A 23,521-nucleotide genomic window follows, 5' to 3' on the forward strand; every position below is an offset into this window, starting at 1 on the left:
GAATATTGTATAGAACATTACACAATAAGCCAACTTTTTAAATTTTTAGATGGATTTTTTATGCCACAAATGACCTTAACGGCTGAAATTCAGCCCGAACAAATGGGACAGCGTTTAGACCAAACCCTCGCAGAGTTGTTCCCTGAATATTCCCGTTCCCGTTTAAAAACCTGGATTGAAGCAAAACAGGTAAAAATGAACGGTGAAATTGCCGATATTCCACGTGCAAAAGTTTATGGCGGAGAGCAAATTGAGATTTCGGTAGAAGTGGAAGATGAAAACCGTTTTGAGCCACAAAATATTCCACTCAATATCGTTTATGAAGATGACGATATTATCGTGATTAACAAACCTAAAGATCTCGTCGTCCACCCTGGTGCAGGCAATCCGGATGGCACGGTACTTAACGCGCTACTCTATCACTATCCACCTATTGCCGAAGTACCGCGCGCAGGAATTGTGCATCGTTTAGATAAAGACACAACGGGTCTCATGGTTGTTGCTAAAACGATCCCTGCACAAACTAAGCTCGTGCGTGACTTACAAAAACGCAAAATTACTCGTGAATACGAAGCCGTTGCAAGTGGCATTATGACCAAAGGCGGCACAGTAGATCAGCCAATGGCTCGTCATGCTACAAAACGCACATTGATGGCGGTTCACCCAATGGGTAAACCAGCTGTGACGCACTATCGCATTATGGAAAATTTCCGTAATTACACGCGTTTACGCTTACGTTTAGAAACCGGTCGTACTCACCAAATTCGTGTGCACATGGCACATATTGCGCATCCACTATTGGGTGATCAAACTTATGGTGGTCGTCCTCGTCCACCTAAAAACGCAAGTGAAGCCTTCACTGAAGTACTACGCAATTTTAAACGCCAAGCCTTACATGCGGTTATGTTGCGTTTAGCTCACCCGATTACAGGTGAAATGATGGAATGGTATGCGCCATTACCGGATGACTTTGTTGAATTACTTCATGCCTTAAAAGCGGATTACCTCGAACACAAAGACGAGTTGGATTATTAAGATGAAAACCATTGTTCCAAACTGGAATGTTCCACCACATATCCAAGCTTTTACAACCACAAGAGAAGGTGGTGTAAGCCTGCCGCCTTTCGAGAGTTTCAATTTAGGCGATCATGTCGAAGATGATAAAAGTGCGGTCAAAACTAACCGCACTTTATTGGTTGAAAAATTTAATCTGCCACATTTCCCGTTGTTTTTAACTCAAACGCACAGCACTCGTGTGATTACAGTACCTTATGAGGGAAATAATTTTGAAGCTGATGCAGTTTACACCAACCAACTAAACCAAGTATGTTTGGTGATGACAGCAGATTGCCTGCCGGTTTTATTCACTAATAAGCAAGGGACTGAAGTGGCCGCTGCCCATGCGGGCTGGCGAGGACTCTGTGATGGTGTATTAGAAGAAACCGTGAAATGTTTCCAATCAGCTCCCGAAGAGATTATCGCATGGTTTGGACCTGCTATCGGCCCTAATGCATTCCAAGTTGGCAAAGAAGTGATTGAGCAATTTATGGCTTTTGACCCGATTGCAGAAACGGCTTTTCGACCCGATCCGAATGAAGCAGGAAAATACCTTGGCAATCTTTATCAAATCGCCACACAACGCCTCAATAAATTAGGGATTACCCAAATTTACGGCGGTGAACATTGCACATTCACAGAAAAAGAGACCTTTTTTTCCTATCGTCGAGATGGCAAAACAGGCCGAATGGCGAGTCTGATTTGGATAAAAAAATAAACTCATCAATACAACAAACCGCACATTAAAGTGCGGTTTATTTTTGGCTTATTCTGAATAACTTTCGAACCAACTTTCTAAAATCAAGCAAGCAGAGATCCCATCGACTTTGCTTTTATTGAGAGCGCGATAACCGCCACGCTGGAAAATTTCATCTCTAGCAGAAACCGTCGTTAAGCGCTCATCTTGCAATTCTACTTTGATACCGAAACGACCATTTAAGCGATTGGCAAATTTTTTCGCACGAAGTGTTAAATCTTGCTCGGTACCATCCATATTTAAAGGCAATCCCACCACAATAACATCAGGCTTCCAATCCTTTAAACATTTTTCAATGGCATCCCAGTTTGGAATCCCATCTTGCGCTTTAAATGCGGGCAAGGCTTGCGCTGTACCCGTGATACTTTGCCCGACCGCACAACCGATACTTTTTGTGCCAAAATCAAACGCGATTGCCGTGATGCCCATTAACTATGCCCTACTTGTGAAAAGACAAAATTATGAGGATGAATCCCTAATAATTGATTCGCTGCGGGATAACGATCTTCATAAATCGTTTCAAACAAAATGGTGTCTGAAGCTGGTGCCACTAACCACGCATTATCCGCAATCTCTTGTTCTAACTGTCCAGCTGTCCAACTGGCACAACCGAGTGCAACCAGATATTTCTCAGGCGCATCCGCAGAACCAAATGTTTCCACAATATCTGCTGACGTGGTGAGATACATATCATCAGTAATTTTATAACTATGCTCAAATTCTTTCGCGGTTTTCTTATGCAGAATAAAACCACGCTCAGAATGTACTGGTCCCCCTGCAAGCACTAGTTCATTGCTAAAAGTGCGGTCATTTTTCATCATAAAATTCATTTTTGAATATAGCTCTGCAATGCTTAAATCGGTGGGCTGATTAATCACTAAGCCCATCGAACCTTGCTCATTATGCTCACACATATACACTACAGTATTTTGGAAATAATCCTCCAACTGTGGCATCGCAATTAAAAATTGCCCTTGTAAATCCATCATTATCCCAAATCTCCAAAACAAATTTGTAACGCACTAATTGCCGCCAAAGAGGCAGTTTCTGTGCGTAATACTCGCTTTCCTAATAAAATTTCAGTAAATCCTTGTTGTTCAGTTTGTGCGATTTCTTGAGGTGATAAACCGCCTTCTGAACCAATAAGTAAACGAACCCCTTCTTTAGGAATGGAAGGCAAGGTTTTAATAGAATATTGGGCTCTTGGATGCAAATTCAATTTCAGCGCACCATCATTTTCTGCACACCAATCTTGCAACTTCATTAATGGGCGAATTTCTGGTACAACGTTACGGCCACATTGTTCACAAGCCGCAATAGCTATTTTTTGCCATTGCTGGAGTTTCTTATCCATACGTTCGCCGTCTAGCTTCACACCGCAGCGTTCTGACCACAATGGTGTAATCACGTTAACGCCCAACTCTACGGATTTCTGAATGGTAAATTCCATTCGATCGCCACGAGAAATAACCTGCCCTAAGTGAATCGATAAATTCGACTCTTTATCACTCAATTCACAGCCTAGAATTTCCACCTTAACGGCTTTTTTGCTCGCTTCAATAATTTTCGCTGGATAAATATGATTACTTCCATCAAATAATTCAATTTGTTCACCTTCAGTCATACGAAGTACACGTCCTACGTGATTAGCCGCATCTTCTGAAAGTTGGCAAGTGAATTGATTTTTAAGGGATTCTGGGTGATAAATTCTTGGAATACGCATAATATTGAGTCTTTGATATAAGGAAAAAGTGCGGTCATTTTCAACCGCACTTTTAATATTTATTCTGTCGCTAAATCTTTTGGCAAACTTTCTAAAATGGTTCGCCAATAAGCAGAAGTCACTTGCTTGTGTTTACGAATACAACCTACCACTAAATCAGATTGCCCACTTTCACAAATATCGCGCAATTCAACATAGAAATCACGCGTGACTTGACGATGTTTCTCTTCGCTGAAAAACAATAAACCAATTTTATGATAAACCCCACGTAAGCTATTAAAAATCAAACGATAGAAAGGTTTATTAGCCATTACTGTAAACTGACGGAATAAGGCATAGTCAAATTCCATATAGCTTTCTGCGGTATTTTCTAATGAATCTAGCCCTTTAAACAAAGCAACCGAGGCTTTCGGCGAATTTTTTACGGCTTCATAAATATAAGATTCAGACATGCGACTACGCAATGAAAGCATATTTTCAATGATTAATGGCGCACTTTGACGATCTAAAGTAATTAAGGTTTCAATAATGCTTGGACCAGCTGTATCCCAAATATTATTGACTTTTGTCGGCTTGCCGTGTTGAATGGTAAGCCAGCCATCACGGGCCAAACGCTGCAATACTTCGCGTAATGTGGTGCGTGTTACACCAATTTTATCAGCTAAATCACGCTCAGAAGGAAGATTGGTGCCGGCGGGAAATACATTATCCCAAATACTTCTAACAATATATTCTTCGGCAAGAGCGGCTGGGCTTTGTGCCCGTAAAAGGGTATTATCTGTTTGCATAAATATAAAATAAATATAAAAAAAGCTTAAAAAGATCAAAAAAATGTGATTTATTCAATAAATCTTTAACTGGTCTATTATCCTTTAAAGCAGTATATATTACAATGACAAGACTATAAAAAAACGGAGTTCGATATGACTTACACACAAGCATTCATGAAAAACTTTCTGGGCGCGAGTCCAGATTGGTATAAATTAACCATTATTGCCTTCTTGGTAATTAACCCGATTTTATTCTTTTTTGTTAGTCCATTTTTTGCAGGCTGGCTACTCGTTGCAGAGTTTATTTTCACCCTAGCCATGGCATTAAAATGCTACCCTCTTCAACCAGGTGGTTTGTTAGCATTTGAAGCCATTGCCATTGGCATGACGAATGCCGAACACGTTAAAGCGGAGATCGTGGCAAACTTTGAAGTGGTTTTACTTTTAATCTTCATGGTCGCCGGTATTTATTTTATGAAGCAACTTTTGCTTTATGTCTTCACCAAATTATTAGTGCGTATCCGTTCTAAAATCGTTCTCTCTTTAGCATTCTGTTTCAGTGCAGCATTTCTTTCAGCATTCTTAGATGCGCTTACTGTTGTGGCTGTAATCATCAGTGTTGCCATGGGTTTCTATGGGGTTTATCACAAAGTGGCATCAGGGAAAAATCTACAGGATGCGGTTGATATTGCCGATGATAACAAAATCAAAAATCATGAAACTCTCGAAAAATTCCGCTCTTTCTTACGTAGCTTAATGATGCATGCTGGTGTCGGTACCGCACTCGGTGGTGTAATGACCATGGTGGGTGAGCCACAAAACTTAATCATTGCAGAACAAGCTAAATGGAATTTCATTGAATTTTTCTTCCGCATGGCTCCTGTGACAGTCCCTGTATTTATCTGCGGATTACTCACTTGTATTTTAGTCGAAAAATTTAAATTATTCGGTTATGGTGAGAAACTACCGGAAGAAGTATGGCAAGTCTTAGCAGATTTAGATCGTGAAAACGCACAAAAAATGTCTAAACAAGATAAGATTCGTCTTTCTGTCCAAGCGGTTATCGCGGTTTGGTTGATCTTAGGTTTAGCCTTCCACTTAGCAGCTGTAGGCATGATTGGTTTAAGTGTGATTATCCTTGCAACAACCTTTACTGGTGTAACTGATGAACACGCTATTGGTAAAGCATTCCAAGAAAGTTTACCTTTCACTGCATTATTAGTCGTATTTTTCTCTGTCGTTGCGGTGATTATCGATCAAAAACTCTTTGCGCCAATTATTCATTTCGTATTAAGTTCTGAAGAGAAAACACAGTTAGCATTATTCTACGGTTTCAATGGTTTACTTTCTGCGATTTCTGATAACGTATTCGTAGCAACGGTTTATATCAATGAAGCGAAACATGCCCTTGCAACAGGCGCAATTGCACCGCACCAATTTGAATTACTTGCTGTAGCAATCAATACAGGGACAAACTTACCTTCTGTTGCGACACCAAACGGTCAAGCAGCATTCTTGTTCTTATTAACATCGTCACTTGCACCGTTAATTAAACTTTCTTATGGTAGAATGGTCTACATGGCATTGCCTTACACTATCGTATTAACGCTAGTTGGTTTCCTTGCAATCGAATTTATCCTACCTGGAATGACGATTTGGCTTGCAAACCTTGGCTTAATTCTTCCAATTTAATGAAGCATAAGGAGAAAGAATGCTCGACTTTTTTAAGCAATTATCCCTTAAACGTTCAGCGTGGATCTTTTTGACATTTACTGCATTTGCCTTAGAATCGACCGCACTTTACTTTCAATACGGCATGGGTTTGCAACCTTGCGTACTTTGTGTTTATGAACGTTTAGCTATGGTAGGGTTATTTATAGCCGGTTTTATCGGCGCCTTAGCCCCTAGCTCGCTTATTGTCCGCATTCTTGCTCTTATTGTAGGTTTATTTAGTGCAATCAAGGGATTAATGATCTCCATTCGTCACCTTGATTTACAAATGAACCCTGCGCCATGGAAACAATGTGAATTTATACCAAACTTTCCAGAAACGTTACCATTCCATAAATGGCTACCTGCAGTGTTCAATCCAACAGGCAGCTGTAATGAAAGCCAATGGTCACTTTTCGGCATCACGATGGTGCAATGGTTGGTATTTATTTTCGCTGTCTATGTCATTGTGTTGGGATTAATTACACTTTCACAAGTGAAGAAAAGTCGAAATCGACGTCTCATTTTTAAGTAGTCTAATCGCATACTAAAAAGCCTAGAGATATTCTCTAGGCTTTTTTATTACTGAAAGTCATTCTGTACTCAACATTATTCAAGAAAGAAATACCAATAAGGCATTAAGATCAACCAAATAAAGGCACTGAGAATAACAACAAATTTAAAACTGAAGTGTTTGGTTTTATGACGAAAGCGTTTCATCCCGCAATAAACACCAATAAAACCACCAAGCAGGCTTAATAGAAAGAAAGTATTTTCAGAAATTCGCCAGCCGTGACGAACCGCGCGGACTTTATCTTTCCACATTAAAAAATAAGCGGCGATATTTACCGCCGCTAACATCACAAATAAAAGCTGAATCAGCATTATGCGTAAACTGGAAGACGTTTGCAGATTGCCAATACTTTTTCTTTGGTTGCTGCAATCACTTGTTCTTCGTTTTCTTTGCCTAATGCATCTAATACATCACACATCCAGCCGGCTAACTCACGGCAGTCTTGTTCGTTAAAGCCACGACGAGTCACCGCTGGTGTACCAACACGAATACCAGAGGTCACAAATGGTTTTTGTGGATCATTTGGTACAGAGTTTTTATTCACCGTAATATTCGCCTTACCTAACGCAGCATCCGCTGCTTTACCGGTTAAGCCTTGTTTAATGAAACTCACTAAGAATAAATGGTTTTCTGTGCCATTTGAAACCACGTCATAACCGCGTTGTTTAAACACTTCTACCATTGCTTTCGCATTTTTAATCACATTCGCTTGGTATTCTTTATAAGCTGGCTCTAATGCTTCTTTGAAACATACGGCTTTCGCTGCAATAATGTGAACCAATGGGCCACCTTGGTTTGCTGGGAAAACAGAAGATTGTAAGCGTTTATAAAGTTCTTCATCACCGTAAGAAGAAAGGATTAAACCACCACGTGGACCACCTAAGGTTTTATGGGTAGTTGTTGTGACAACATGTGCGTATGGTAATGGGTTTGGATATAAACCTGCTGCGATTAAACCTGCAACGTGCGCCATATCCACAAATAAATACGCGCCCACTTCATCGGCGATTTCACGCATTTTTTTCCAATCTACTACTTGAGAATAAGCAGAGAAACCCGCCACAATCATTTTTGGTTTGTGCTCTAATGCTTTTTGACGCACATCTTCATAGTCGATTAAACCATCAGCAGTGATACCATAAAGTACAGAATTATAGATTTTACCAGAGAAGCTCACTTTCGCCCCGTGGGTTAAGTGACCACCGTGTGCTAAATCCATCCCTAAAATGGTATCACCCGCATTGATTAATGCGCCATATACCGCCGCATTAGCTTGTGAACCAGAATGTGGTTGTACGTTTACATAATCCGCACCAAACAACTCTTTAGCACGATCAATCGCTAACTGCTCGACAATGTCTGCGTACTCACAACCGCCGTAGTAACGTTTACCTGGGTAGCCTTCAGCATACTTGTTAGTAAACTGTGAACCTTGCGCTTCCATTACGCGTGGGCTCGCATAGTTTTCAGATGCGATAAGCTCGATATGCTCTTCTTGACGACGATTTTCGCCCTGAATGGCTTGCCATAGAACCGGATCGTAATCAGCGATGTTCATACTTTTTTTAAACATTGTGTTTTCCTCGTTGTTTGAATTATTTGTGTATAGTTTACCTGTTTCCAAGTAAAAACTTAATCAAAAATTTCGATCATATTTTTCATTATTACAATGAAAAACATTCATTTATCTAAATCGAGCCTTTTTCTTTCACTAACTTCTCAATTAGTTTAACTTCTTTTGTTTTCTCGCCAGCTCCCAGTTTACGGCATTGGCTGGTTTCTTTTGTATAAGTATTAAAATTGGTCATATTGGTTGGGCTTTTCATTTTAATTTTCATATCTAAATGATTACCGCAGTTATTACAAGGTGAAACAAATTCCTTATCATATTCTTTAAATTCTGGAGATTGTTCAATAATTTTCGCAACTTGTGGTGAATGGGCTGTTTTAAATAGACGATCCGTAAAGTCATAACTTAACTTGCCATCATTCGCCTGCCATTTGGCTTTAGCTTGCAATAAATAACGCATCCAGCCTTCTTTTGTATCAATCTGTGAAATACCACGTAGAAGCACAGTTTGATCTGCGTGATAGGTGACATAATCAAAATGCTCAACAGGTAAAGGGGACTTAGCTGCAGGTTTTACATGGCAAATCCAATCGCCGACTAAAGCTTTTTCCTGTTCTGTTTGTTGATGTGCCGTTGCACATCCTGATAACAATACTGCGACAAGACTACTTAATACTAATTTTCTCATCATAACTCTCCTTTTATTAATCAGATCCCCGCACCTAAAAATAAAGTGCGGTTGAAATCGTATTTGTTTTTCTTAATCGACCCTATTTCTTTACAAACCACTTATTCAATAACTGAATGTCCTTGTCATTCTCTGTTACTCGTCGGCAGGTCGCATAATCCTTATCGAGAATAAATTGATTGCCATTTTGTTTCAGCTCAATTGGCATATCTGTATGATTGGCAGATTTACTATAAAATGCAGCCAACTCTTCTTTTTCTTGTTTTTGTAGAACTTTATTTTGCTTGATGACTTTAGCCACATTTTTACTATGAGCCGGCACCATAGAACGATTGATAAAATCAAAACTCAAGACATTATTTTGGGCAACCCATTTCACCTTGCCTTTGGTTAAATAACGAATTGTGTTTTCTTTATCTAATTCTATACTCGAAATACCTCGCAACATACCTGTTCCATCAGATTTCAAGACAAAATGATCTAAACGATCATAAGTTTGTTTATCTTTCGTCGGGATAGTATGACAAATCCATTCGCCATCTAACGTTGAGCTTTGTGAAACATTTGAAGCCCCAGCACAACCTGTTAATAATACTGCTACAAAACTACCCAATATTAACTTTCTCATAAGATACTCCTTTTATTGTCAGTAGGGATAACATTCATCACAACAAAGTAGGGAAATTTTTATTTAATCCGGAATAGGTAAAAGGCGGCAGTTACATAAATCATCACTCTCAAATTCTGATATTTCACCTGCAACCTTATTCGGAATGGGGAATAAACGCACAGTTAGTGGTTTATTTAAGCGAAATGCCATCGTTCCAGTGTCGCGCATAATAGCTGCTATGCTTTCTGCCTTAACATTTCCCGCCACTGGAACCGTATCTAAACCGATACCACATACAGCGCTATACGTCAGTAAAGCACGAATATCAAAATAGTGTTTTTGTGTCCCTTCGGCTAAACCTAAATCTTCTGTCACCGCCAACATTAATCCTGAAAACCCAACCAATGGCACACCTTGGATTGATTTAAACACTTTTGTCAGTAAGGCAGAAACCTCTACTGAACCAGCTGCACCAAAATAAGGTAATCCCATTAATTCATAAATTTTTGTCATGGATGAACAATTTTTTGATGGTGCCGCCGAACTATCAATCCCTGCAAATTCAAATTCACCCGATAATTTGACCGCACTTAACATCTCTAATACTTGATCTACATGATATTGCAGCGCTTGCGACATAGCCTGATAACAATCCGCATAAAATTGATTATGAGACGATTTTGGTACAGATTTTAATACTTCGACTAATAAATCAGGTGTTTCTAATCCAATGACAAAACTGTTTGGTAAATGACTTAAATGATAACCGGCAGGGAAATAAGGAATAAATGGATTGCAATTAAAATTCACCGTAAAGTTAAAATTACCTTCGCCACGTGGGGTAATATTGGCAATTCGTTGTACGGCATAAACAGATTGCTCGATAAGTTCATTATCTAACACGCCATTTTCATCTAATGGCACATTAACACAAGCATTACACAAGTCGCCATAAGCTGCGATTAACTCTGGCAATAACGCGATTTCCTCTTTATTTCTCGCCGCACCTATCGCAAATCGAAGACGTATGCCACTTTCATTAAACTTATTCAGTAACTCTGTTAAATACTGCAAATCTGCTTTTGCTGTTTGCAAATTGGTTAAATCCAAATATTCACCAAAAGGATTGGTAATGACTCGAATCGATTGCAAGGTATAACCGGCTTTCTGCACAGCTGGCAATAACAAATCCACATCACGTTTTACCGAATAAAGGGCGTCTTCCCATTGCGTTTTATCTTTATGTAACGTTAGAAAAAAACTGATTGTGCGAAGACGACATAATTCCTTATTTTTATAATCCATTCGATCCCTTAACATTAAATGTAGTTATTTTTGCTGCTCACGTTCAACTGCACGATAGCCAATATCTCGACGATAAAAACGTCCAGTCCATTGAATTTGCTCCGCGAGTTTTAAGGCTTTTTGTTGCGCTTTAAATACGCTTTCGCCTAATGCAGTAACACAAAGTACGCGACCGCCATTCGTAACTAATTTGCCTTCTTTTTCTGCGACGCCCGCTAAGAAAACTTTCTCATTTTCGACCGCGCTTTGTGGTAAACCGCTAATCACATCGCCTTTACGATAATCGCCTGGATACCCTTCTGCGGCTAACACAATACCTAAGGACGCTTTTGGATTCCATTGGGATTTCACTTCATCCAATTTTCCCTCGCAAGCTTTAAGACAAAGCTCAACGAGATCTGATTCGAGGCGTAGCATAATTGGCTGTGTTTCAGGATCGCCAAAACGGCAGTTAAATTCAATTACTTTCGGCTGACCATTTGGCATGATCATTAATCCCGCATACAAGAAACCGGTGTAAACATTGCCTTCTGTCGCCATACCATTAACCGTTGGATAAATCACTTCACGCATAATGCGATCATGAATTTCTGGGGTAACCACTGGGGCTGGTGAATACGCCCCCATACCGCCGGTATTCAAACCGGTGTCGTTTTCGCCCACGCGTTTATGATCTTGGCTGGTAGCCATAGGTTCGACGTTTTTACCGTCCACCATGACGATAAAGCTGGCTTCTTCGCCATCTAAAAACTCTTCAATCACCACTCGGCTACCCGCTTCGCCAAAGGCATTGCCAGAAAGCATATCACGCACAGCGTCTTCCGCTTCTTGCAATGTCATTGCAACGATTACGCCTTTGCCCGCAGCCAGACCATCTGCTTTTACAACAATTGGCGCACCTTTCTCACACAAGTACGCCAATGCAGGTTCTACTTCGGTGAAGTTTTGATATTCTGCCGTTGGGATTTTATGGCGCGCGAGGAAATCTTTGGTAAATGCTTTTGAACCTTCCAATTGTGCAGCCGCTTGAGTTGGGCCAAAAATTTTTAATCCAGCCGCACGAAATGCATCAACCACACCAATTACTAGCGGTGCTTCAGGGCCAACAATGGTTAATCCAATTTGTTTATCTTGAGCAAATTTCACTAAGGCAGGGATATCTGTCGCAGAAATATTCACGTTTTCCACTTTTTGTTCTAATGCAGTACCCGCGTTGCCCGGTGCGACGAAAACTTTGTCCGCTAATGGAGATTGTGCAGCTTTCCAAGCCAAGGCGTGTTCACGACCGCCATTTCCGATGATGAGAATATTCATTTGTTCTGTTCCAAGTAATTTATTGCTAAATATCCCCTCTCTTTAATCTGAAAGGGGAAAAGGGCGTTTAGATTAATGACGGAAATGTCTCATTCCAGTTAATACCATCACCATATTATGTTCATCCGCTGCATCGATGACTTCTTGATCGCGCATTGAACCACCTGGATGGATAACACATTGAATTCCCACTTTCGCCGCTGCATCAATACCGTCACGGAATGGGAAGAATGCATCAGATGCCATCACACAACCGGCTACAGTTAAACCTTCATCCTGTGCCTTAATCCCTGCAATCTTCGCAGAATATACACGGCTCATTTGGCCAGCACCGATGCCAATAGTTTGATTATCTTTAGCATAAACAATGGCATTTGATTTCACAAATTTCGCCACTTTCCAGCAGAACAATAAGTCTTTTAGTTCTTGTTCAGTTGGCTGACGTTTACTTACCACTTTTAAATCATCCACACCAACCATGCCTAAATCCGCATCTTGTACTAATAAGCCGCCGTTTACACGTTTAAAATCTAGACGTTCAGAACGTGAAGTCCATTCACCACATTCAAGTAAACGAACATTTTTCTTACGTTTCACCACTTCTTGCGCTTCAGCTGATACTTTCGGCGCAATAATCACTTCAACAAATTGGCGCTCCACGATTTCAGTCGCTGTTTTTTCGTCTAATTCACGGTTGAAAGCAATAATGCCGCCAAATGCAGAAGTTGGATCGGTTTGGTAAGCACGGTTATAAGCTTCTAAAATATCTTTGCCTAAAGCCACACCGCATGGATTCGCATGTTTAACGATCACGCAAGCCGGCTCATCAAATTCTTTCACGCATTCAAGTGCTGCATCAGTGTCAGCAATATTATTGTAAGACAAGGCTTTACCTTGTAATTGATGAGCGGTGGCTACGCTCGCTTCTTTCACATTTAAATCAACGTAGAAAGCCGCATTTTGATGGGAGTTCTCGCCGTAACGCATAGTTTGTTTACGAACGAAGTTAAGGTTTAAAGTACGTGGGAATTGACCGCACTTCGCATTCGCGTCTTCTTCCTCTGCTACATGATATGGTTTCACCATTTGTCCAAAATAGTTGGCAATCATAGAATCATATTGAGCGGTATGTTCAAATGCTTTAATCGCAAGGTCAAAACGAGTTTCAAGTGTTAGGCTGTTGTGGTGTTTATCCATTTCAGCAAGAATATTGTTAAAATCATGATTATTCACCACGATCGCCACATCTTTATGGTTTTTCGCTGCAGAACGCACCATGGTTGGTCCACCAATATCGATATTTTCTACTGCGTCTTCTAACGTACAATTTGGCTTCGCTACTGTTGCGGCAAATGGATATAAATTCACAACGACCATATCAATGCCTTCTATGCCATGTTGCTGCATGATAGCGTCATCTGTACCACGACGACCAAGAATACCGCCATGTACTTTTGGATGTAAGGTTTTCACACGACCGTCCATCATTTCTGGGAATCCCGTATAATCAGACACTTCTGTCACCGGTAAACCATGTTGCTCCAATAATTTTGCGGTACCGCCTGTGGAAAGTAGTTTTACACCACGCTGTACTAAGCCTTGAGCAAATTCTACGATACCGGTTTTATCAGAAACACTCAGTAAAGCCTGACGAATTGGACGATCTGTCATTACATTTTCCTTTCATTAAATGGTTAAAAATAAGCGGGGGGAATTATAGCGCAAACGTTTGCGTTTATGTAGAAAAAATTTTTCTGGTAAGCGCACTTAAAAGTGCGGTGATTTATTTAAACGATTTTAAAAATAAAAAAGCCCGCGAAATGCGAGCAATAAATGAATGAGATAATTGATTAACGTTTGCGATTGTCTAGAGAAAATGCACCAGCACCAGCAAACACAAAATAGAAGAACACGAGAGAGTAAAGTAAAGCAAGTTCACCACCGTTCGCGATTGGGAAAAATAAATTCCCTTTACCTGCAGCGTGCATAAAGAAATACGCATAAGCCATTTGACCTGAAAGAATAAATGCCGCTGGGCGAACAAATAAACCTAAAATTAATAGGATTGAGCCGACAATCTCAATTACCCCACCGACAATCATCAGTGGATCGCCCACTGCGCCGTTACCGCCCGTCATTGAAATTGGGAATTCCCAGAATTTCGCTGTGCCGTGTAAGATAAACATATACGCGGCGACGATACGTAATAAAGCTAAAACATACGGAGAGTATTTTTCTAAGTTTTTCATAAAGTTTTCCTAATAAAAATAAAAAGTGATTTGAGAACGGGGTGTATATTAATGATTAACTCAAAGCCAAACAATACCTCAAATCGAAAAGGACTTTTTACTATTAGGAAATAATTTTATGCTTTACTGATTTTCTCAATCCATTGTAAAAACTCAACTGGTGGCATGAATCCGTTAACACGACTCCCCTCAATTTCTTTTCCATCTCGGTTAAAGAACAAAATAGTCGGTAAACCTAACACTTTATATTTTGCCATTAAAGCGCGGTTTTCTTCGGAGTTTTTTGTCATATCAACCTGAAGGAGCAGCATGTCACCAAAGGCTTTTTGTACACTTGGATCACTGAATGTTTCTTTTTCAAACTCTTTACAAGCGACACACCAATCCGCATAAAGATCGAGCATTACAAGCGATTTGTTATTTTCTGACAGTGCTTGTTGTAATTCAGCTTCGCTTTTCACTTTCTTAAATTCAACATGAGAAACCGCTTTATTTTCGAGCGCACTTGGTATTGAGTTTTCACCCCAAACCCAAGCTTGAAGCGGTTTAACACTAATCATTGCTGCCACTAAAAAGAGAATTCGGAATACCCAACCTGTGCCATTTTTCGGCATTTGGAAAGCAAACCAGATGAAAAATGCGGTACCGAGCATCGCCCATAATCTTGGTGTCCATTCATCCGGCAAAATACGAGAAATTAAGAATACTGGTAACGCGAGCATCACAAAGCCAAAGAGCTTTTTAACGGTTTCCATCCACATGCCTGATTTAGGCAAGATTTTATTCCCAAATAAAGTGATTAAAATCAGCGGTACGCCCATACCCAACGCGAGCAAATAAAGCGTGAGCGCACCCGTAAATAAATCACCACTCTGCGCCACATAAAGCAAGGCGCCAGAAAGCGGTGCTGACGTACAAGGCGAAGCCACAAGCCCTGCAATCATCCCCATTAAGAACACGCCACCAAAGGCACCAGCTTTTTGCTGTTGGCTAAGTAAAGACAGTTTTGTTTGTAAGGAGCTTGGAAGCTGTAAAGTGAATACACCGAACATCGATAACGCTAACAAGACAAAGATGATTGATAAGCCAATCATCACGTAAGGATGTTGCAACGCCACTTGGAATGGCAAACCAATTGCAGCGACAATTAAGCCTAATAAGGTATAAGTCAGCGCCATTCCCTGCACATACACAAAACTTAATGCGAAAGCGCGCCACATATTAGGGCGTTGATTTTGACCAATCACTATCGCTGAAAGCAACGGCAGCATTGGCAACACACAAGGGGTAAAGGCCAAACCTAAGCCCAATAAGAAAAAGCCAAATACAGCATATTTGCTATTAAATAAACTTTCCGCTAAACGATCTTGCTCTGCTTTAGGTTGTGCGGAAAGTGAGGTCGATTTTTCCGATGTTTTTTCAGTATTGGCGATCTGTGCAATCGGCAAATCCGCCACTTTGATTTCTTTCACTTCAGGCGGATAACAAAAGCCCGATGTACAACCTTGGTAAGCAATTTCAACCACATCTTCGGCTTTTAATGGCGGGTGGCTTGCTTTAAAAATAGCTTGCACGGGCTTTTTGAAAATCTTCATTAAGCCAAAATAAGGATCGTTATAATCTTCAGGTGAAATAGAAAATGTCGGCACATCAAATGATGAGGTTTCCTCTTGGTTGAGCTTCACAGATATTTTTTCTTGATAGAGATAATACCCTTCTGCTATCGACCAATTGACGATCACATTTTCTTGATTCTCGCTTTTCGCAGCTGAAAATTGAAAAGCGTCATCCACAGGTAAGAAAGCCGGTTTCTTATCAAAAAGACCGGCTTGAGTGGAAAGAGCGGTAAAAATAAAAAATAAAAAAAGAAGAATTCGCTTCATCATAAAGTCCCAACTATTGTTCCTACTAAAATTCTAGCATAGATCAAAAGAATGTTAATAATTTATGACTTAGATCATAAAATTAAATGTAATTTAAACAATGACCACACTTTTCTGTTGTTACAGCAATGTTACAATTATAGAATATGCCCATAACAAAGAATAACAAGGAGCAACGAATGGCTACCCCCAAAATTCTCATCGTGGAAGATGAAGCGGTAACCCGTAATACGTTAAAAGGAATTTTTGAAGCTGAGGGCTATGAGGTATTACAAGCACAAGATGGTGCCGAAATGTATCGTCAGTTAAGCTCGGAAACGGTTAATCTCATCGTATTAGATATCAATTTACCCGGTAAAAATGGTTTATTACTGGGCCGTGAATTACGTGAAAAAACACCTATCCCTCTGATTTTCCTAACAGGGCGAGATAATGAGGTCGATAAAATTTTAGGTTTAGAAATCGGGGCCGATGATTATCTCACTAAGCCATTTAATCCAAGAGAACTCACCATTCGTGCAAGAAATTTATTGCATCGTACGATGACATTAAATGGCAAAGAGACCCATTTACAACGTGAGAACTATCGTTTTAATGGTTGGACACTGGATTTAAATAGTCATAATTTAATTACACCTGAAGGCACTGAGTTTAAGCTACCGCGTAGTGAATTTCGTGCCATGTTGCATTTCTGTGAAAATCCAGGAAAATTGCAAACTCGCGAAGAATTATTGCTAAAAATGACAGGACGCGAATTAAAACCACAAGATCGTACTGTGGATGTAACAATTCGCCGCATTCGGAAACATTTTGAAGATCATCCTAATACACCAGAAATTATTGCTACCGTGCATGGTGAAGGCTATCGTTTCTGTGGTGAATTAGAAGAATAATCTCTCATTAAGTAATAAAAGGCTGAGTCAAATCAGCCTTTTGTTTTTTGCTATCCACGGCGAGATTCGGTAAAATCAACGCCAATTTACGATTAATAAACAACGGATAACAATGACCAAAAAGAAAGTCAAAGTCGGCTCTAACACCATTGCGTTAAATAAACGAGCTCGACACGAATATTTTATTGAAGATGAAATTGAAGCCGGCCTTGAATTACAAGGTTGGGAAGTGAAATCAATGCGCGCAGGTAAAGCCAATATCAGCGACAGCTATATCATTTTTAAAAATGGGGAAGCCTATTTATTTGGCGCAACCATTCAACCATTAAGCTTGGCCTCGACCCACGTAGTTTGCGATCCGACGCGTACGCGTAAGCTTTTATTGAATAAACGTGAACTGGATAATCTTTTCGGTAAATCAAGCCGTGATGGTTTTACCATTGTTGCCCTTTCTCTTTATTGGAAAGGTGCTTGGGCAAAGATCAAAATCGGTCTTGCGAAAGGTAAAAAACAACATGATAAACGCGATGATATTAAAGAGCGTGAATGGAAAGTAGCGAAAGAGCGTATTATGAAAAACGCACATCGTGGATAACTCTCCCTCCAAACTGACAAAATGCCTTTCAATCGAAAGGCATTTTTCTTTTTCTCAATATGAAAAAAATTCTCATCGCCATGAATAAAATTATATTGATAATCATTCTCTTTTGAATTAGTATCTTCGCCCAATTCTTTTCGTTATATAAGGAGCTCTAATGAAAAAAGGCATTCATCCTGAAAATTATCGTACCGTTTTATTTTACGATTCCAATGCGAAACAAGGCTTTCTCATCCGTTCTTGCGCTAAAACTAACAACACCATGAAATGGGAAGATGGTAATGAATACCCTGTATTTATGTGCGATACCTCATCTGCTTCTCACCCATTTTATACTGGTAAAACTCGTCAAATTGGTAATGAAGGTCGTGCAAGTGAATTTGCAAGCCGTTACGGTAAATTTGGCGCATTTAAATCAAAATAGGAATATTCAATGAAAGTATTATCTTCACTCAAAAGCGCAAAAAACCGTCCTGGCTGCAAAATTGTTCGTCGCCACGGTGTCGTTTATGTCATTTCGAAAACCAACCCTCGCTTTAAAGCACGTCAAGGTGGGAAAAAGAAAGGTTAACCCCAATAAAAAAAGAGCGGTCAAATTTCCGCTCTTTTTTTCATTTAGGCATTAAGGTTTGTAAATAAATTCAACACCTTCTTCATCTTCTTCGTCCCAATCATCCCAGTCGTCATCTTCATCATCAAATTGATGTTCAGCGAGTTGTTCTTGATGGTAATCTTCCCATTTGAATTTCACTTCTTCCGGTTTATTTTCTTCTACTTCCGCATCACGTGGATTTGCTTCAATGAAATCCATAATATCACGACAAAGTGGTGGCACATTTTTACCAGTTGCGGCAGAAATAAGGTGATACCCTTCTTCCCAACCAAGACGTTCAGTAATCTCTTGTGCACGTTCATGCGCCTCTTCTTCTGTCATCGTATCAATTTTATTGAAGACTAACCAACGCGGTTTATCTGCCAATTTTTCACTATATTGGAATAATTCTGACTCGATGATCGCAATATTATCAGCAGGATCGGATTCATCAATTGGGTTAATATCCACTAAATGAATTAACACACGACAACGTTCCAAGTGTTTTAAGAAACGAATTCCTAAACCTGCACCATCTGATGCGCCTTCAATCAATCCAGGAATATCTGCCACTACAAAGCTATGGCTCTCATCCACTTTCACTACACCTAAACTTGGCACTAAAGTGGTAAATGGATAATCAGCAACTTTTGGTTTTGCAGCTGAAACGGCACGAATAAAGGTCGATTTACCTGCATTTGGTAAACCTAACATCCCGACATCCGCAAGAAGCATCAATTCTAATAATAAATCACGTTTTTCCCCAGGTGTCCCCATGGTTTTTTGGCGAGGTGCACGGTTCACTGAAGATTTAAAACGTGTGTTCCCTAAACCATGATAACCGCCTTTCGCCACTAACATTTTGGCGCCATGCTTTGTTAAATCACCAAGCACTTCTTTAGTGTCATTATCAATTGCACGCGTTCCCACTGGCACACGTAACGTAATATCTTTACCGCGGCGACCGGTACAATCTGAACTATGACCATTCTCACCGCGCTCAGCTGCAAAACGTTTCGTAAAACGATAATCGATCAAGGTATTTAAGTTTTCGTCTGCAACCAAATAAACATCACCGCCATCACCGCCATCACCGCCATCAGGACCACCTTTGGGGATAAATTTTTCACGGCGGAAACTTACACAACCGTTTCCACCATCCCCTGCTTCCACACGAATCAGGGCTTCATCAATAAATTTCATAAAAACTCTCCAATATTTAACCGCACTTTACTTTGATTGCGGTAATAACTTATGTCCGATTGCCGACAAAATTGCTCCGCATACTACAACAAACGCCCCGATATAGCTAATCATATTTAATTCTGGCGCGGCAAAATTATCAGGGCTCGCATAATGCGCAAGATGAGCAAAGAAAATTGTAAATAGTGGTACTAAGGTAATCACAACGCTTACTTTAGAAACTTCCCAACGATTAAGGGCTTCAGCATAAGCGCCATAACCAAATAAGGTATTTAAGCAACAATAAGCTAAACAACCAAATGCTAACGGGCTGAGCTCTCTCACTTGGGAAAATTCAGCAACAGGCGTAAATACCAAAAGACAACCGAAATACATCATTAATAAAATTTGTTGTGAACTAAAACGACGAAGCATTAATTTCTGTGCCATACCATAAGCAACCCAAACTAATGAAGCTGTTAGGCTTAGCAAGACGCCCGTTAAATAACCACTTTCTCCTTTAAACACCTCAAATTTATCATTGAAGAAAAGCACTAACCCAGCCAATAACAGACCTAAACCAATCTTTTGATGTAATCCAAGCTTTTCTTTAAAGACAAAAATACCGCAAATCAACATGCCAAAAGAAGAAAAATGAATAAAAATTTGAGCTGAAGAAGGATCGATAAAATTAAGTGAGCTATTGAATAAAAAGAAATTACCCGCTAACCCTGCTACACCGATGAGTACAAGCCAAATGAAACGACCACCTTTCGAAAATTGGGGCAGTTTTTTCTTGTAACCTAACAGAATCAATAGCGCAAGAGAAGCTACCGCAAATCGATACCAAACGATCGTTTGTGGCGTCATCACGGATAGAACCTGTTTTAACGCAATAGGTAAAGATCCCCACGCCATCGCTGTAATTAACGCGAAGAGAAAACCTAAAAGCGGTTGTTGTTTCATGATATCTTCCTTTATTTTACTAAAGTGCGGTTAGGAATTAAGATAAATTTCGACTAAGAAATATAAAGATAAGCAATAGTGCCAGAATAACAAATGTGATTGATGATTGTAAATGACTGGTAAAAAAGAAAACGCCCCACAGATAATGCGGGGCGTTTACAAATCAGATGTAAAATTATTCAGTTACAATACTTACGTATTTACGGCTTTTCTCGCCTTTCACTTCAAATTTTACTTTACCGTCAGCGGTAGCAAATAAGGTGTGGTCACGGCCCATACCTACGTTGTTACCTGCGTGGAATTTAGTACCACGTTGACGTACAATGATGCTACCTGCTAATACAGATTCGCCACCGAAACGTTTAACACCAAGGCGTTTAGCTTCAGAATCACGACCGTTACGAGTTGAACCACCAGCTTTTTTAGTTGCCATCTACTTGATCTCCTCTGAAATTATGCTTGAATCCCAGTGATTTTCACTTCTGTGAACCACTGACGATGACCTTGTTGTTTACGGCTGTGTTTACGACGACGGAACTTAACGATTTTAACTTTATCGCCACGACCTTGTGCCACAACTTCAGCCACTACTTTCGCGCCAGCTACTACTGGTGCACCAATTTTAACATCTTCACCATTAACGACCATCAACACTGAGTCGAACTCAACTGTTGCGCCAGTTGCAAGTTCAAGTTTTTCTAAACGAACAACTTGACCTTCGCTCACACGGTGTTGTTTACCGCCACTTTGGAAAACTGCGTACATAAATACTCCGCTATAATTGTGCTTCTCCGTTACTATTTTCGGTCCGCACTTCAAAATTCATATAAATAGGTCGCAAATTCTACGGAAAAAACAACTCGATCGCAAGCACTTATTTGCAATAAAATAAAAAAAAGCGCTTTTCCTCGAGTTTAATTTCAGAAACCTTGAAAAATCGGGTAAAATTCACCGCACTTTCTTTTATATACACAACCATCGAACCAAATGAAGATGAACAAACAAGATTTAATGGATATGCATGCAATCCAAGCATTAACAGATGCGGATATGCAAAAAGTCAACCAAGCCATTTTAGCACAAATTAACTCCGATGTGCCGATGGTTAATCAGCTTGGTTTTTATATTGTGCAAGGTGGCGGAAAACGTATTCGACCACTTATTGCGGTTTTAGCGGCGCGTGCATTAGGCTACGAAAGCGATAAAGTGGCCACTTGTGCGACCTTTGTTGAATTTATTCACACCGCTTCTTTATTACATGATGATGTGGTAGATGAATCGGATATGCGTCGTGGCCGCGCAACAGCAAACTCTGCCTTTGGTAATGCGGCTAGCGTATTAGTGGGTGACTTCATTTATACTCGTGCATTCCAATTAGTGGCGCAATTACAATCGCTAGACATTCTTCGCATTATGGCAGATGCCACCAACGTGTTGGCGGAAGGTGAAGTGCAACAATTAATGAACGTGAACGATCCCGATACCACGGAAGAAAGCTATATGCGTGTGATTTATAGTAAAACAGCACGTTTATTTGAAGTGGCAGCACAATCTGTGGCGATTGTTGCAGGTGCCGAAAAATCAATTGAAACCGCATTTCAAGAATATGGTCGCTATCTTGGTACCGCATTCCAATTAGTGGATGACGTACTAGATTACAGCGCTAACGCAGCCGCACTAGGTAAAAATGTGGGTGATGACCTCGCTGAAGGCAAACCTACTCTCCCTCTATTACACGCAATGCGTCATGGTAATCCAGAACAAGCCGCGCTTATTCGTGAAGCCATTGAACAAGGCGGAAAACGTGATGCGATCGATGACGTACTTGCAATTATGGCAGAACATAAATCCCTTGATTACGCAATGGATCGTGCGAAACAAGAAGCCCAAAAAGCGGTTGATGCTATTGCCTTATTACCTGAAAGCGAATACAAAAAAGCCTTAATTTCACTGGCTTATTTATCGGTAGACCGAACTTATTAATATGACTGAAGAACAAATTCAACCGCAAAGTGCGGTCGATTCTCAACCTAAATTTCAAAAACCACGTAAACAAAAAGTGCGCAAAGATCCCAATGCGCCTTTTATTCGTGAAAAACTCGAATTACCTGAAGGGCATAATAAGCTACTTCTCCACTCTTGTTGTGCGCCTTGTTCGGGTGAAGTGATGGAAGCCATTTTGGCCTCAGGTATTGAGTTTACGATTTATTTTTACAACCCGAATATTCATCCATTGAAAGAATATTTAATTCGTAAAGAAGAAAACATCCGCTTTGCCCAAAAATTCGGGATTCCGTTTATTGATGCAGACTACGATCGCCAACAATGGTTTGATCGCGCAAAAGGCATGGAGTGGGAACCTGAACGTGGCATTCGCTGCACCATGTGTTTTGATATGCGTTTTGAAAAAGCCGCTGAATATGCTCATGAACATGGTTTCCCTGTATTCACCAGCTGTCTTGGTATTTCTCGCTGGAAAGATATGGATCAAATTAATGGTTGTGGTCACCGTGCGGCTGAAAAATATGATGATGTGATTTATTGGGATTACAACTGGCGTAAAGCAGGTGGATCGCAACGCATGATCGAAATCAGTAAGCGTGAACGTTTTTATCAACAGGAATATTGTGGCTGCGTTTATTCTTTACGAGACAGCAATAAATGGCGTGAAGAAACAGGGCGACAAAAAATTGAAATTGGTAAACTCTATTACACGCCAGATTAAAAAACACATAAAAAAAGAACCGCACTTTCAACATGCGGTTCTTTTTTTATTTAATCTACGATGGTACGCCCACCTAATGCATTCTCTAAAGAATGATCTAACTGCTGAATTCGCGTACATAACACGTTTTCAATCTGGGCATTTTTATTTTTTTCTTGGGTTAATTCAAAACTTAAATTCAAGGCAACAATAGAAAGCACACGGTCTAATTGCAATAAACCTGTACGCTCTTTCATTTCAGACACTTGAAGATCTAAATTACGCGCCGCTTGACGCAAAATCTCTTCTTGTTCTGCAGGGACATTCAAGCGCAGCACTTGCCCTAATACAACAACTTCAACCAGTTTTAATGACAT

The 23,521-nt window shown here is 40.1% G+C and carries 28 protein-coding genes; 10 read left to right on the forward strand and 18 right to left on the reverse strand.

Features of this window, described 5'->3' with window-relative positions:
• Nucleotides 1-60 precede the first annotated feature (60 nt).
• Both rluD and pgeF read left to right on the forward strand, forming a co-directional pair.
• Nucleotides 61-1,035, forward strand: coding sequence for a 23S rRNA pseudouridine(1911/1915/1917) synthase RluD (rluD, locus tag INP93_RS00480; RefSeq protein ID WP_197544837.1), 975 nt, complete (start codon nt 61-63; stop codon nt 1,033-1,035).
• A 1-nt stretch (nt 1,036) separates the two neighbouring features.
• Entirely contained in the window at nt 1,037-1,774 is a 738-nt protein-coding gene (pgeF, locus tag INP93_RS00485) for a peptidoglycan editing factor PgeF (protein ID WP_197544838.1), read from the forward strand.
• 48 nt (nt 1,775-1,822) lie between these two features.
• Here pgeF and ruvX read toward each other — a convergent pair whose 3' ends face one another.
• The 4 genes from ruvX to fadR are packed head-to-tail and all read right to left on the reverse strand — an operon-like array spanning nt 1,823 to nt 4,324.
• Nucleotides 1,823-2,242 carry a Holliday junction resolvase RuvX gene (gene ruvX, locus INP93_RS00490; RefSeq protein ID WP_197543696.1) on the reverse strand — a complete coding sequence of 140 codons (420 nt, stop codon included), beginning with the start codon at nt 2,240-2,242 and terminating at the stop codon, nt 1,823-1,825.
• Nucleotides 2,242-2,802 (reverse strand): YqgE/AlgH family protein, encoded by a 561-nt coding sequence (locus INP93_RS00495; protein ID WP_005695456.1) that lies wholly within the window; start codon nt 2,800-2,802, stop codon nt 2,242-2,244. The genes ruvX and INP93_RS00495 overlap by 1 nt, the downstream gene beginning before the upstream one ends.
• Nucleotides 2,802-3,536, reverse strand: a complete 735-nt coding sequence (gene rsmE / locus INP93_RS00500; RefSeq protein WP_197544839.1) for a 16S rRNA (uracil(1498)-N(3))-methyltransferase — start codon at nt 3,534-3,536, stop codon at nt 2,802-2,804. The genes INP93_RS00495 and rsmE overlap by 1 nt, the downstream gene beginning before the upstream one ends.
• Before the next feature lie 59 nt (nt 3,537-3,595).
• On the reverse strand, nt 3,596-4,324 hold the full coding sequence (gene fadR / locus INP93_RS00505) for a fatty acid metabolism transcriptional regulator FadR (RefSeq protein ID WP_178410083.1): 729 nt from the start codon (nt 4,322-4,324) through the stop codon (nt 3,596-3,598).
• Nucleotides 4,325-4,459: 135 nt separating this feature from the next.
• On the opposite strand from fadR, the gene nhaB reads away from it, so the two are divergent.
• Both nhaB and dsbB read left to right on the forward strand, forming a co-directional pair.
• Nucleotides 4,460-5,998, forward strand: a complete 1,539-nt coding sequence (gene nhaB, locus INP93_RS00510; protein WP_070582571.1) for a Na(+)/H(+) antiporter NhaB — start codon at nt 4,460-4,462, stop codon at nt 5,996-5,998.
• 19 nt (nt 5,999-6,017) lie between these two features.
• Nucleotides 6,018-6,551, forward strand: a complete 534-nt coding sequence (gene dsbB / locus INP93_RS00515; RefSeq protein WP_197544840.1) for a disulfide bond formation protein DsbB — start codon at nt 6,018-6,020, stop codon at nt 6,549-6,551.
• Between the two features lie 74 nt (nt 6,552-6,625).
• On the opposite strand, the gene INP93_RS00520 is transcribed toward dsbB, so the two are convergent.
• The 9 genes from INP93_RS00520 to INP93_RS00560 all read right to left on the reverse strand — a co-directional run bounded on the left by INP93_RS00520 (nt 6,626) and on the right by INP93_RS00560 (nt 16,209).
• Nucleotides 6,626-6,901, reverse strand: coding sequence for a DUF1294 domain-containing protein (locus tag INP93_RS00520; RefSeq protein WP_049372809.1), 276 nt, complete (start codon nt 6,899-6,901; stop codon nt 6,626-6,628).
• Complete coding sequence (gene glyA, locus INP93_RS00525) at nt 6,901-8,163, reverse strand: serine hydroxymethyltransferase (protein ID WP_197544841.1); 1,263 nt, start codon at nt 8,161-8,163, stop codon at nt 6,901-6,903. Before glyA ends, INP93_RS00520 begins: the two co-directional genes overlap by 1 nt.
• A gap of 115 nt (nt 8,164-8,278) precedes the next feature.
• Entirely contained in the window at nt 8,279-8,851 is a 573-nt protein-coding gene (locus INP93_RS00530; RefSeq protein ID WP_232087611.1) for a hypothetical protein, read from the reverse strand.
• A 79-nt stretch (nt 8,852-8,930) separates the two neighbouring features.
• A complete protein-coding gene (locus INP93_RS00535) occupies nt 8,931-9,476 on the reverse strand; it encodes a hypothetical protein (protein ID WP_197544842.1) in 546 nt (181 codons plus the stop codon).
• 63 nt (nt 9,477-9,539) lie between these two features.
• Complete coding sequence (locus INP93_RS00540; RefSeq protein ID WP_197544843.1) at nt 9,540-10,763, reverse strand: DUF711 family protein; 1,224 nt, start codon at nt 10,761-10,763, stop codon at nt 9,540-9,542.
• Nucleotides 10,764-10,787: 24 nt separating this feature from the next.
• The gene (gene purD / locus INP93_RS00545) at nt 10,788-12,077 is read right to left on the reverse strand and encodes a phosphoribosylamine--glycine ligase (protein WP_197544844.1); all 1,290 of its coding nucleotides are present in this window, start codon (nt 12,075-12,077) and stop codon (nt 10,788-10,790) included.
• A 72-nt stretch (nt 12,078-12,149) separates the two neighbouring features.
• Nucleotides 12,150-13,748 (reverse strand): bifunctional phosphoribosylaminoimidazolecarboxamide formyltransferase/IMP cyclohydrolase, encoded by a 1,599-nt coding sequence (purH, locus tag INP93_RS00550; protein WP_049369541.1) that lies wholly within the window; start codon nt 13,746-13,748, stop codon nt 12,150-12,152.
• 179 nt (nt 13,749-13,927) lie between these two features.
• Entirely contained in the window at nt 13,928-14,326 is a 399-nt protein-coding gene (locus INP93_RS00555; protein WP_049372802.1) for a DoxX family protein, read from the reverse strand.
• Nucleotides 14,327-14,442: 116 nt separating this feature from the next.
• Nucleotides 14,443-16,209, reverse strand: a complete 1,767-nt coding sequence (locus tag INP93_RS00560) for a protein-disulfide reductase DsbD (RefSeq protein ID WP_197545303.1) — start codon at nt 16,207-16,209, stop codon at nt 14,443-14,445.
• A 179-nt stretch (nt 16,210-16,388) separates the two neighbouring features.
• Here INP93_RS00560 and arcA point away from each other — a divergent pair, with 179 nt between their 5' ends.
• The 4 genes from arcA to ykgO all read left to right on the forward strand — a co-directional run bounded on the left by arcA (nt 16,389) and on the right by ykgO (nt 18,271).
• Nucleotides 16,389-17,102 carry a two-component system response regulator ArcA gene (gene arcA / locus INP93_RS00565; RefSeq protein ID WP_197544845.1) on the forward strand — a complete coding sequence of 238 codons (714 nt, stop codon included), beginning with the start codon at nt 16,389-16,391 and terminating at the stop codon, nt 17,100-17,102.
• A 112-nt stretch (nt 17,103-17,214) separates the two neighbouring features.
• Nucleotides 17,215-17,697 carry an SsrA-binding protein SmpB gene (gene smpB, locus INP93_RS00570; RefSeq protein WP_049357636.1) on the forward strand — a complete coding sequence of 161 codons (483 nt, stop codon included), beginning with the start codon at nt 17,215-17,217 and terminating at the stop codon, nt 17,695-17,697.
• A 160-nt stretch (nt 17,698-17,857) separates the two neighbouring features.
• Nucleotides 17,858-18,124: a type B 50S ribosomal protein L31 gene (locus tag INP93_RS00575; protein WP_014064115.1), complete on the forward strand. Its 267-nt coding sequence runs from the start codon at nt 17,858-17,860 to the stop codon at nt 18,122-18,124.
• Nucleotides 18,125-18,133: 9 nt separating this feature from the next.
• On the forward strand, nt 18,134-18,271 hold the full coding sequence (gene ykgO / locus INP93_RS00580; protein ID WP_005695435.1) for a type B 50S ribosomal protein L36: 138 nt from the start codon (nt 18,134-18,136) through the stop codon (nt 18,269-18,271).
• Nucleotides 18,272-18,322: 51 nt separating this feature from the next.
• Here ykgO and cgtA read toward each other — a convergent pair whose 3' ends face one another.
• The 4 genes from cgtA to rplU form a co-directional block, all read right to left on the reverse strand.
• Entirely contained in the window at nt 18,323-19,495 is a 1,173-nt protein-coding gene (gene cgtA / locus INP93_RS00585; protein ID WP_005697855.1) for an Obg family GTPase CgtA, read from the reverse strand.
• 27 nt (nt 19,496-19,522) lie between these two features.
• Nucleotides 19,523-20,440 carry a DMT family transporter gene (locus INP93_RS00590; protein ID WP_197544846.1) on the reverse strand — a complete coding sequence of 306 codons (918 nt, stop codon included), beginning with the start codon at nt 20,438-20,440 and terminating at the stop codon, nt 19,523-19,525.
• 175 nt (nt 20,441-20,615) lie between these two features.
• Entirely contained in the window at nt 20,616-20,873 is a 258-nt protein-coding gene (rpmA, locus tag INP93_RS00595) for a 50S ribosomal protein L27 (protein ID WP_005539872.1), read from the reverse strand.
• A 20-nt stretch (nt 20,874-20,893) separates the two neighbouring features.
• A complete protein-coding gene (rplU, locus tag INP93_RS00600) occupies nt 20,894-21,205 on the reverse strand; it encodes a 50S ribosomal protein L21 (protein WP_005695431.1) in 312 nt (103 codons plus the stop codon).
• 228 nt (nt 21,206-21,433) lie between these two features.
• On the opposite strand from rplU, the gene ispB reads away from it, so the two are divergent.
• On the forward strand, nt 21,434-22,423 hold the full coding sequence (ispB, locus tag INP93_RS00605; RefSeq protein WP_197544847.1) for an octaprenyl diphosphate synthase: 990 nt from the start codon (nt 21,434-21,436) through the stop codon (nt 22,421-22,423).
• Nucleotide 22,424: 1 nt separating this feature from the next.
• The gene (locus INP93_RS00610; protein ID WP_049379906.1) at nt 22,425-23,165 is read left to right on the forward strand and encodes an epoxyqueuosine reductase QueH; all 741 of its coding nucleotides are present in this window, start codon (nt 22,425-22,427) and stop codon (nt 23,163-23,165) included.
• Between the two features lie 50 nt (nt 23,166-23,215).
• On the opposite strand, the gene INP93_RS00615 is transcribed toward INP93_RS00610, so the two are convergent.
• Nucleotides 23,216-23,521, reverse strand: coding sequence for a cell division protein ZapA (locus tag INP93_RS00615; RefSeq protein ID WP_005695425.1), 306 nt, complete (start codon nt 23,519-23,521; stop codon nt 23,216-23,218).

The sequence above is a fragment of the Haemophilus parainfluenzae genome (assembly GCF_014931415.1).
In the GTDB taxonomy this organism is placed as follows: domain Bacteria; phylum Pseudomonadota; class Gammaproteobacteria; order Enterobacterales; family Pasteurellaceae; genus Haemophilus_D; species Haemophilus_D parainfluenzae_AF.

What these genes read in the sequence shown, in the direction of transcription:
- rluD (WP_197544837.1), top strand. Translation starts at nt 61, where the DNA reads ATGCCACAAATGACCTTAACGGCTGAAATTCAGCCCGAACAAATGGGA.
- pgeF (WP_197544838.1), top strand. Translation starts at nt 1,037, where the DNA reads ATGAAAACCATTGTTCCAAACTGGAATGTTCCACCACATATCCAAGCT.
- ruvX (WP_197543696.1), bottom strand. Translation starts at nt 2,242, where the DNA reads ATGGGCATCACGGCAATCGCGTTTGATTTTGGCACAAAAAGTATCGGT.
- INP93_RS00495 (WP_005695456.1), bottom strand. Translation starts at nt 2,802, where the DNA reads ATGATGGATTTACAAGGGCAATTTTTAATTGCGATGCCACAGTTGGAG.
- rsmE (WP_197544839.1), bottom strand. Translation starts at nt 3,536, where the DNA reads ATGCGTATTCCAAGAATTTATCACCCAGAATCCCTTAAAAATCAATTC.
- fadR (WP_178410083.1), bottom strand. Translation starts at nt 4,324, where the DNA reads ATGCAAACAGATAATACCCTTTTACGGGCACAAAGCCCAGCCGCTCTT.
- nhaB (WP_070582571.1), top strand. Translation starts at nt 4,460, where the DNA reads ATGACTTACACACAAGCATTCATGAAAAACTTTCTGGGCGCGAGTCCA.
- dsbB (WP_197544840.1), top strand. Translation starts at nt 6,018, where the DNA reads ATGCTCGACTTTTTTAAGCAATTATCCCTTAAACGTTCAGCGTGGATC.
- INP93_RS00520 (WP_049372809.1), bottom strand. Translation starts at nt 6,901, where the DNA reads ATGCTGATTCAGCTTTTATTTGTGATGTTAGCGGCGGTAAATATCGCC.
- glyA (WP_197544841.1), bottom strand. Translation starts at nt 8,163, where the DNA reads ATGTTTAAAAAAAGTATGAACATCGCTGATTACGATCCGGTTCTATGG.
- INP93_RS00530 (WP_232087611.1), bottom strand. Translation starts at nt 8,851, where the DNA reads ATGATGAGAAAATTAGTATTAAGTAGTCTTGTCGCAGTATTGTTATCA.
- INP93_RS00535 (WP_197544842.1), bottom strand. Translation starts at nt 9,476, where the DNA reads ATGAGAAAGTTAATATTGGGTAGTTTTGTAGCAGTATTATTAACAGGT.
- INP93_RS00540 (WP_197544843.1), bottom strand. Translation starts at nt 10,763, where the DNA reads ATGGATTATAAAAATAAGGAATTATGTCGTCTTCGCACAATCAGTTTT.
- purD (WP_197544844.1), bottom strand. Translation starts at nt 12,077, where the DNA reads ATGAATATTCTCATCATCGGAAATGGCGGTCGTGAACACGCCTTGGCT.
- purH (WP_049369541.1), bottom strand. Translation starts at nt 13,748, where the DNA reads ATGACAGATCGTCCAATTCGTCAGGCTTTACTGAGTGTTTCTGATAAA.
- INP93_RS00555 (WP_049372802.1), bottom strand. Translation starts at nt 14,326, where the DNA reads ATGAAAAACTTAGAAAAATACTCTCCGTATGTTTTAGCTTTATTACGT.
- INP93_RS00560 (WP_197545303.1), bottom strand. Translation starts at nt 16,209, where the DNA reads ATGAAGCGAATTCTTCTTTTTTTATTTTTTATTTTTACCGCTCTTTCC.
- arcA (WP_197544845.1), top strand. Translation starts at nt 16,389, where the DNA reads ATGGCTACCCCCAAAATTCTCATCGTGGAAGATGAAGCGGTAACCCGT.
- smpB (WP_049357636.1), top strand. Translation starts at nt 17,215, where the DNA reads ATGACCAAAAAGAAAGTCAAAGTCGGCTCTAACACCATTGCGTTAAAT.
- INP93_RS00575 (WP_014064115.1), top strand. Translation starts at nt 17,858, where the DNA reads ATGAAAAAAGGCATTCATCCTGAAAATTATCGTACCGTTTTATTTTAC.
- ykgO (WP_005695435.1), top strand. Translation starts at nt 18,134, where the DNA reads ATGAAAGTATTATCTTCACTCAAAAGCGCAAAAAACCGTCCTGGCTGC.
- cgtA (WP_005697855.1), bottom strand. Translation starts at nt 19,495, where the DNA reads ATGAAATTTATTGATGAAGCCCTGATTCGTGTGGAAGCAGGGGATGGT.
- INP93_RS00590 (WP_197544846.1), bottom strand. Translation starts at nt 20,440, where the DNA reads ATGAAACAACAACCGCTTTTAGGTTTTCTCTTCGCGTTAATTACAGCG.
- rpmA (WP_005539872.1), bottom strand. Translation starts at nt 20,873, where the DNA reads ATGGCAACTAAAAAAGCTGGTGGTTCAACTCGTAACGGTCGTGATTCT.
- rplU (WP_005695431.1), bottom strand. Translation starts at nt 21,205, where the DNA reads ATGTACGCAGTTTTCCAAAGTGGCGGTAAACAACACCGTGTGAGCGAA.
- ispB (WP_197544847.1), top strand. Translation starts at nt 21,434, where the DNA reads ATGAACAAACAAGATTTAATGGATATGCATGCAATCCAAGCATTAACA.
- INP93_RS00610 (WP_049379906.1), top strand. Translation starts at nt 22,425, where the DNA reads ATGACTGAAGAACAAATTCAACCGCAAAGTGCGGTCGATTCTCAACCT.
- INP93_RS00615 (WP_005695425.1), bottom strand. Translation starts at nt 23,521, where the DNA reads ATGTCATTAAAACTGGTTGAAGTTGTTGTATTAGGGCAAGTGCTGCGC.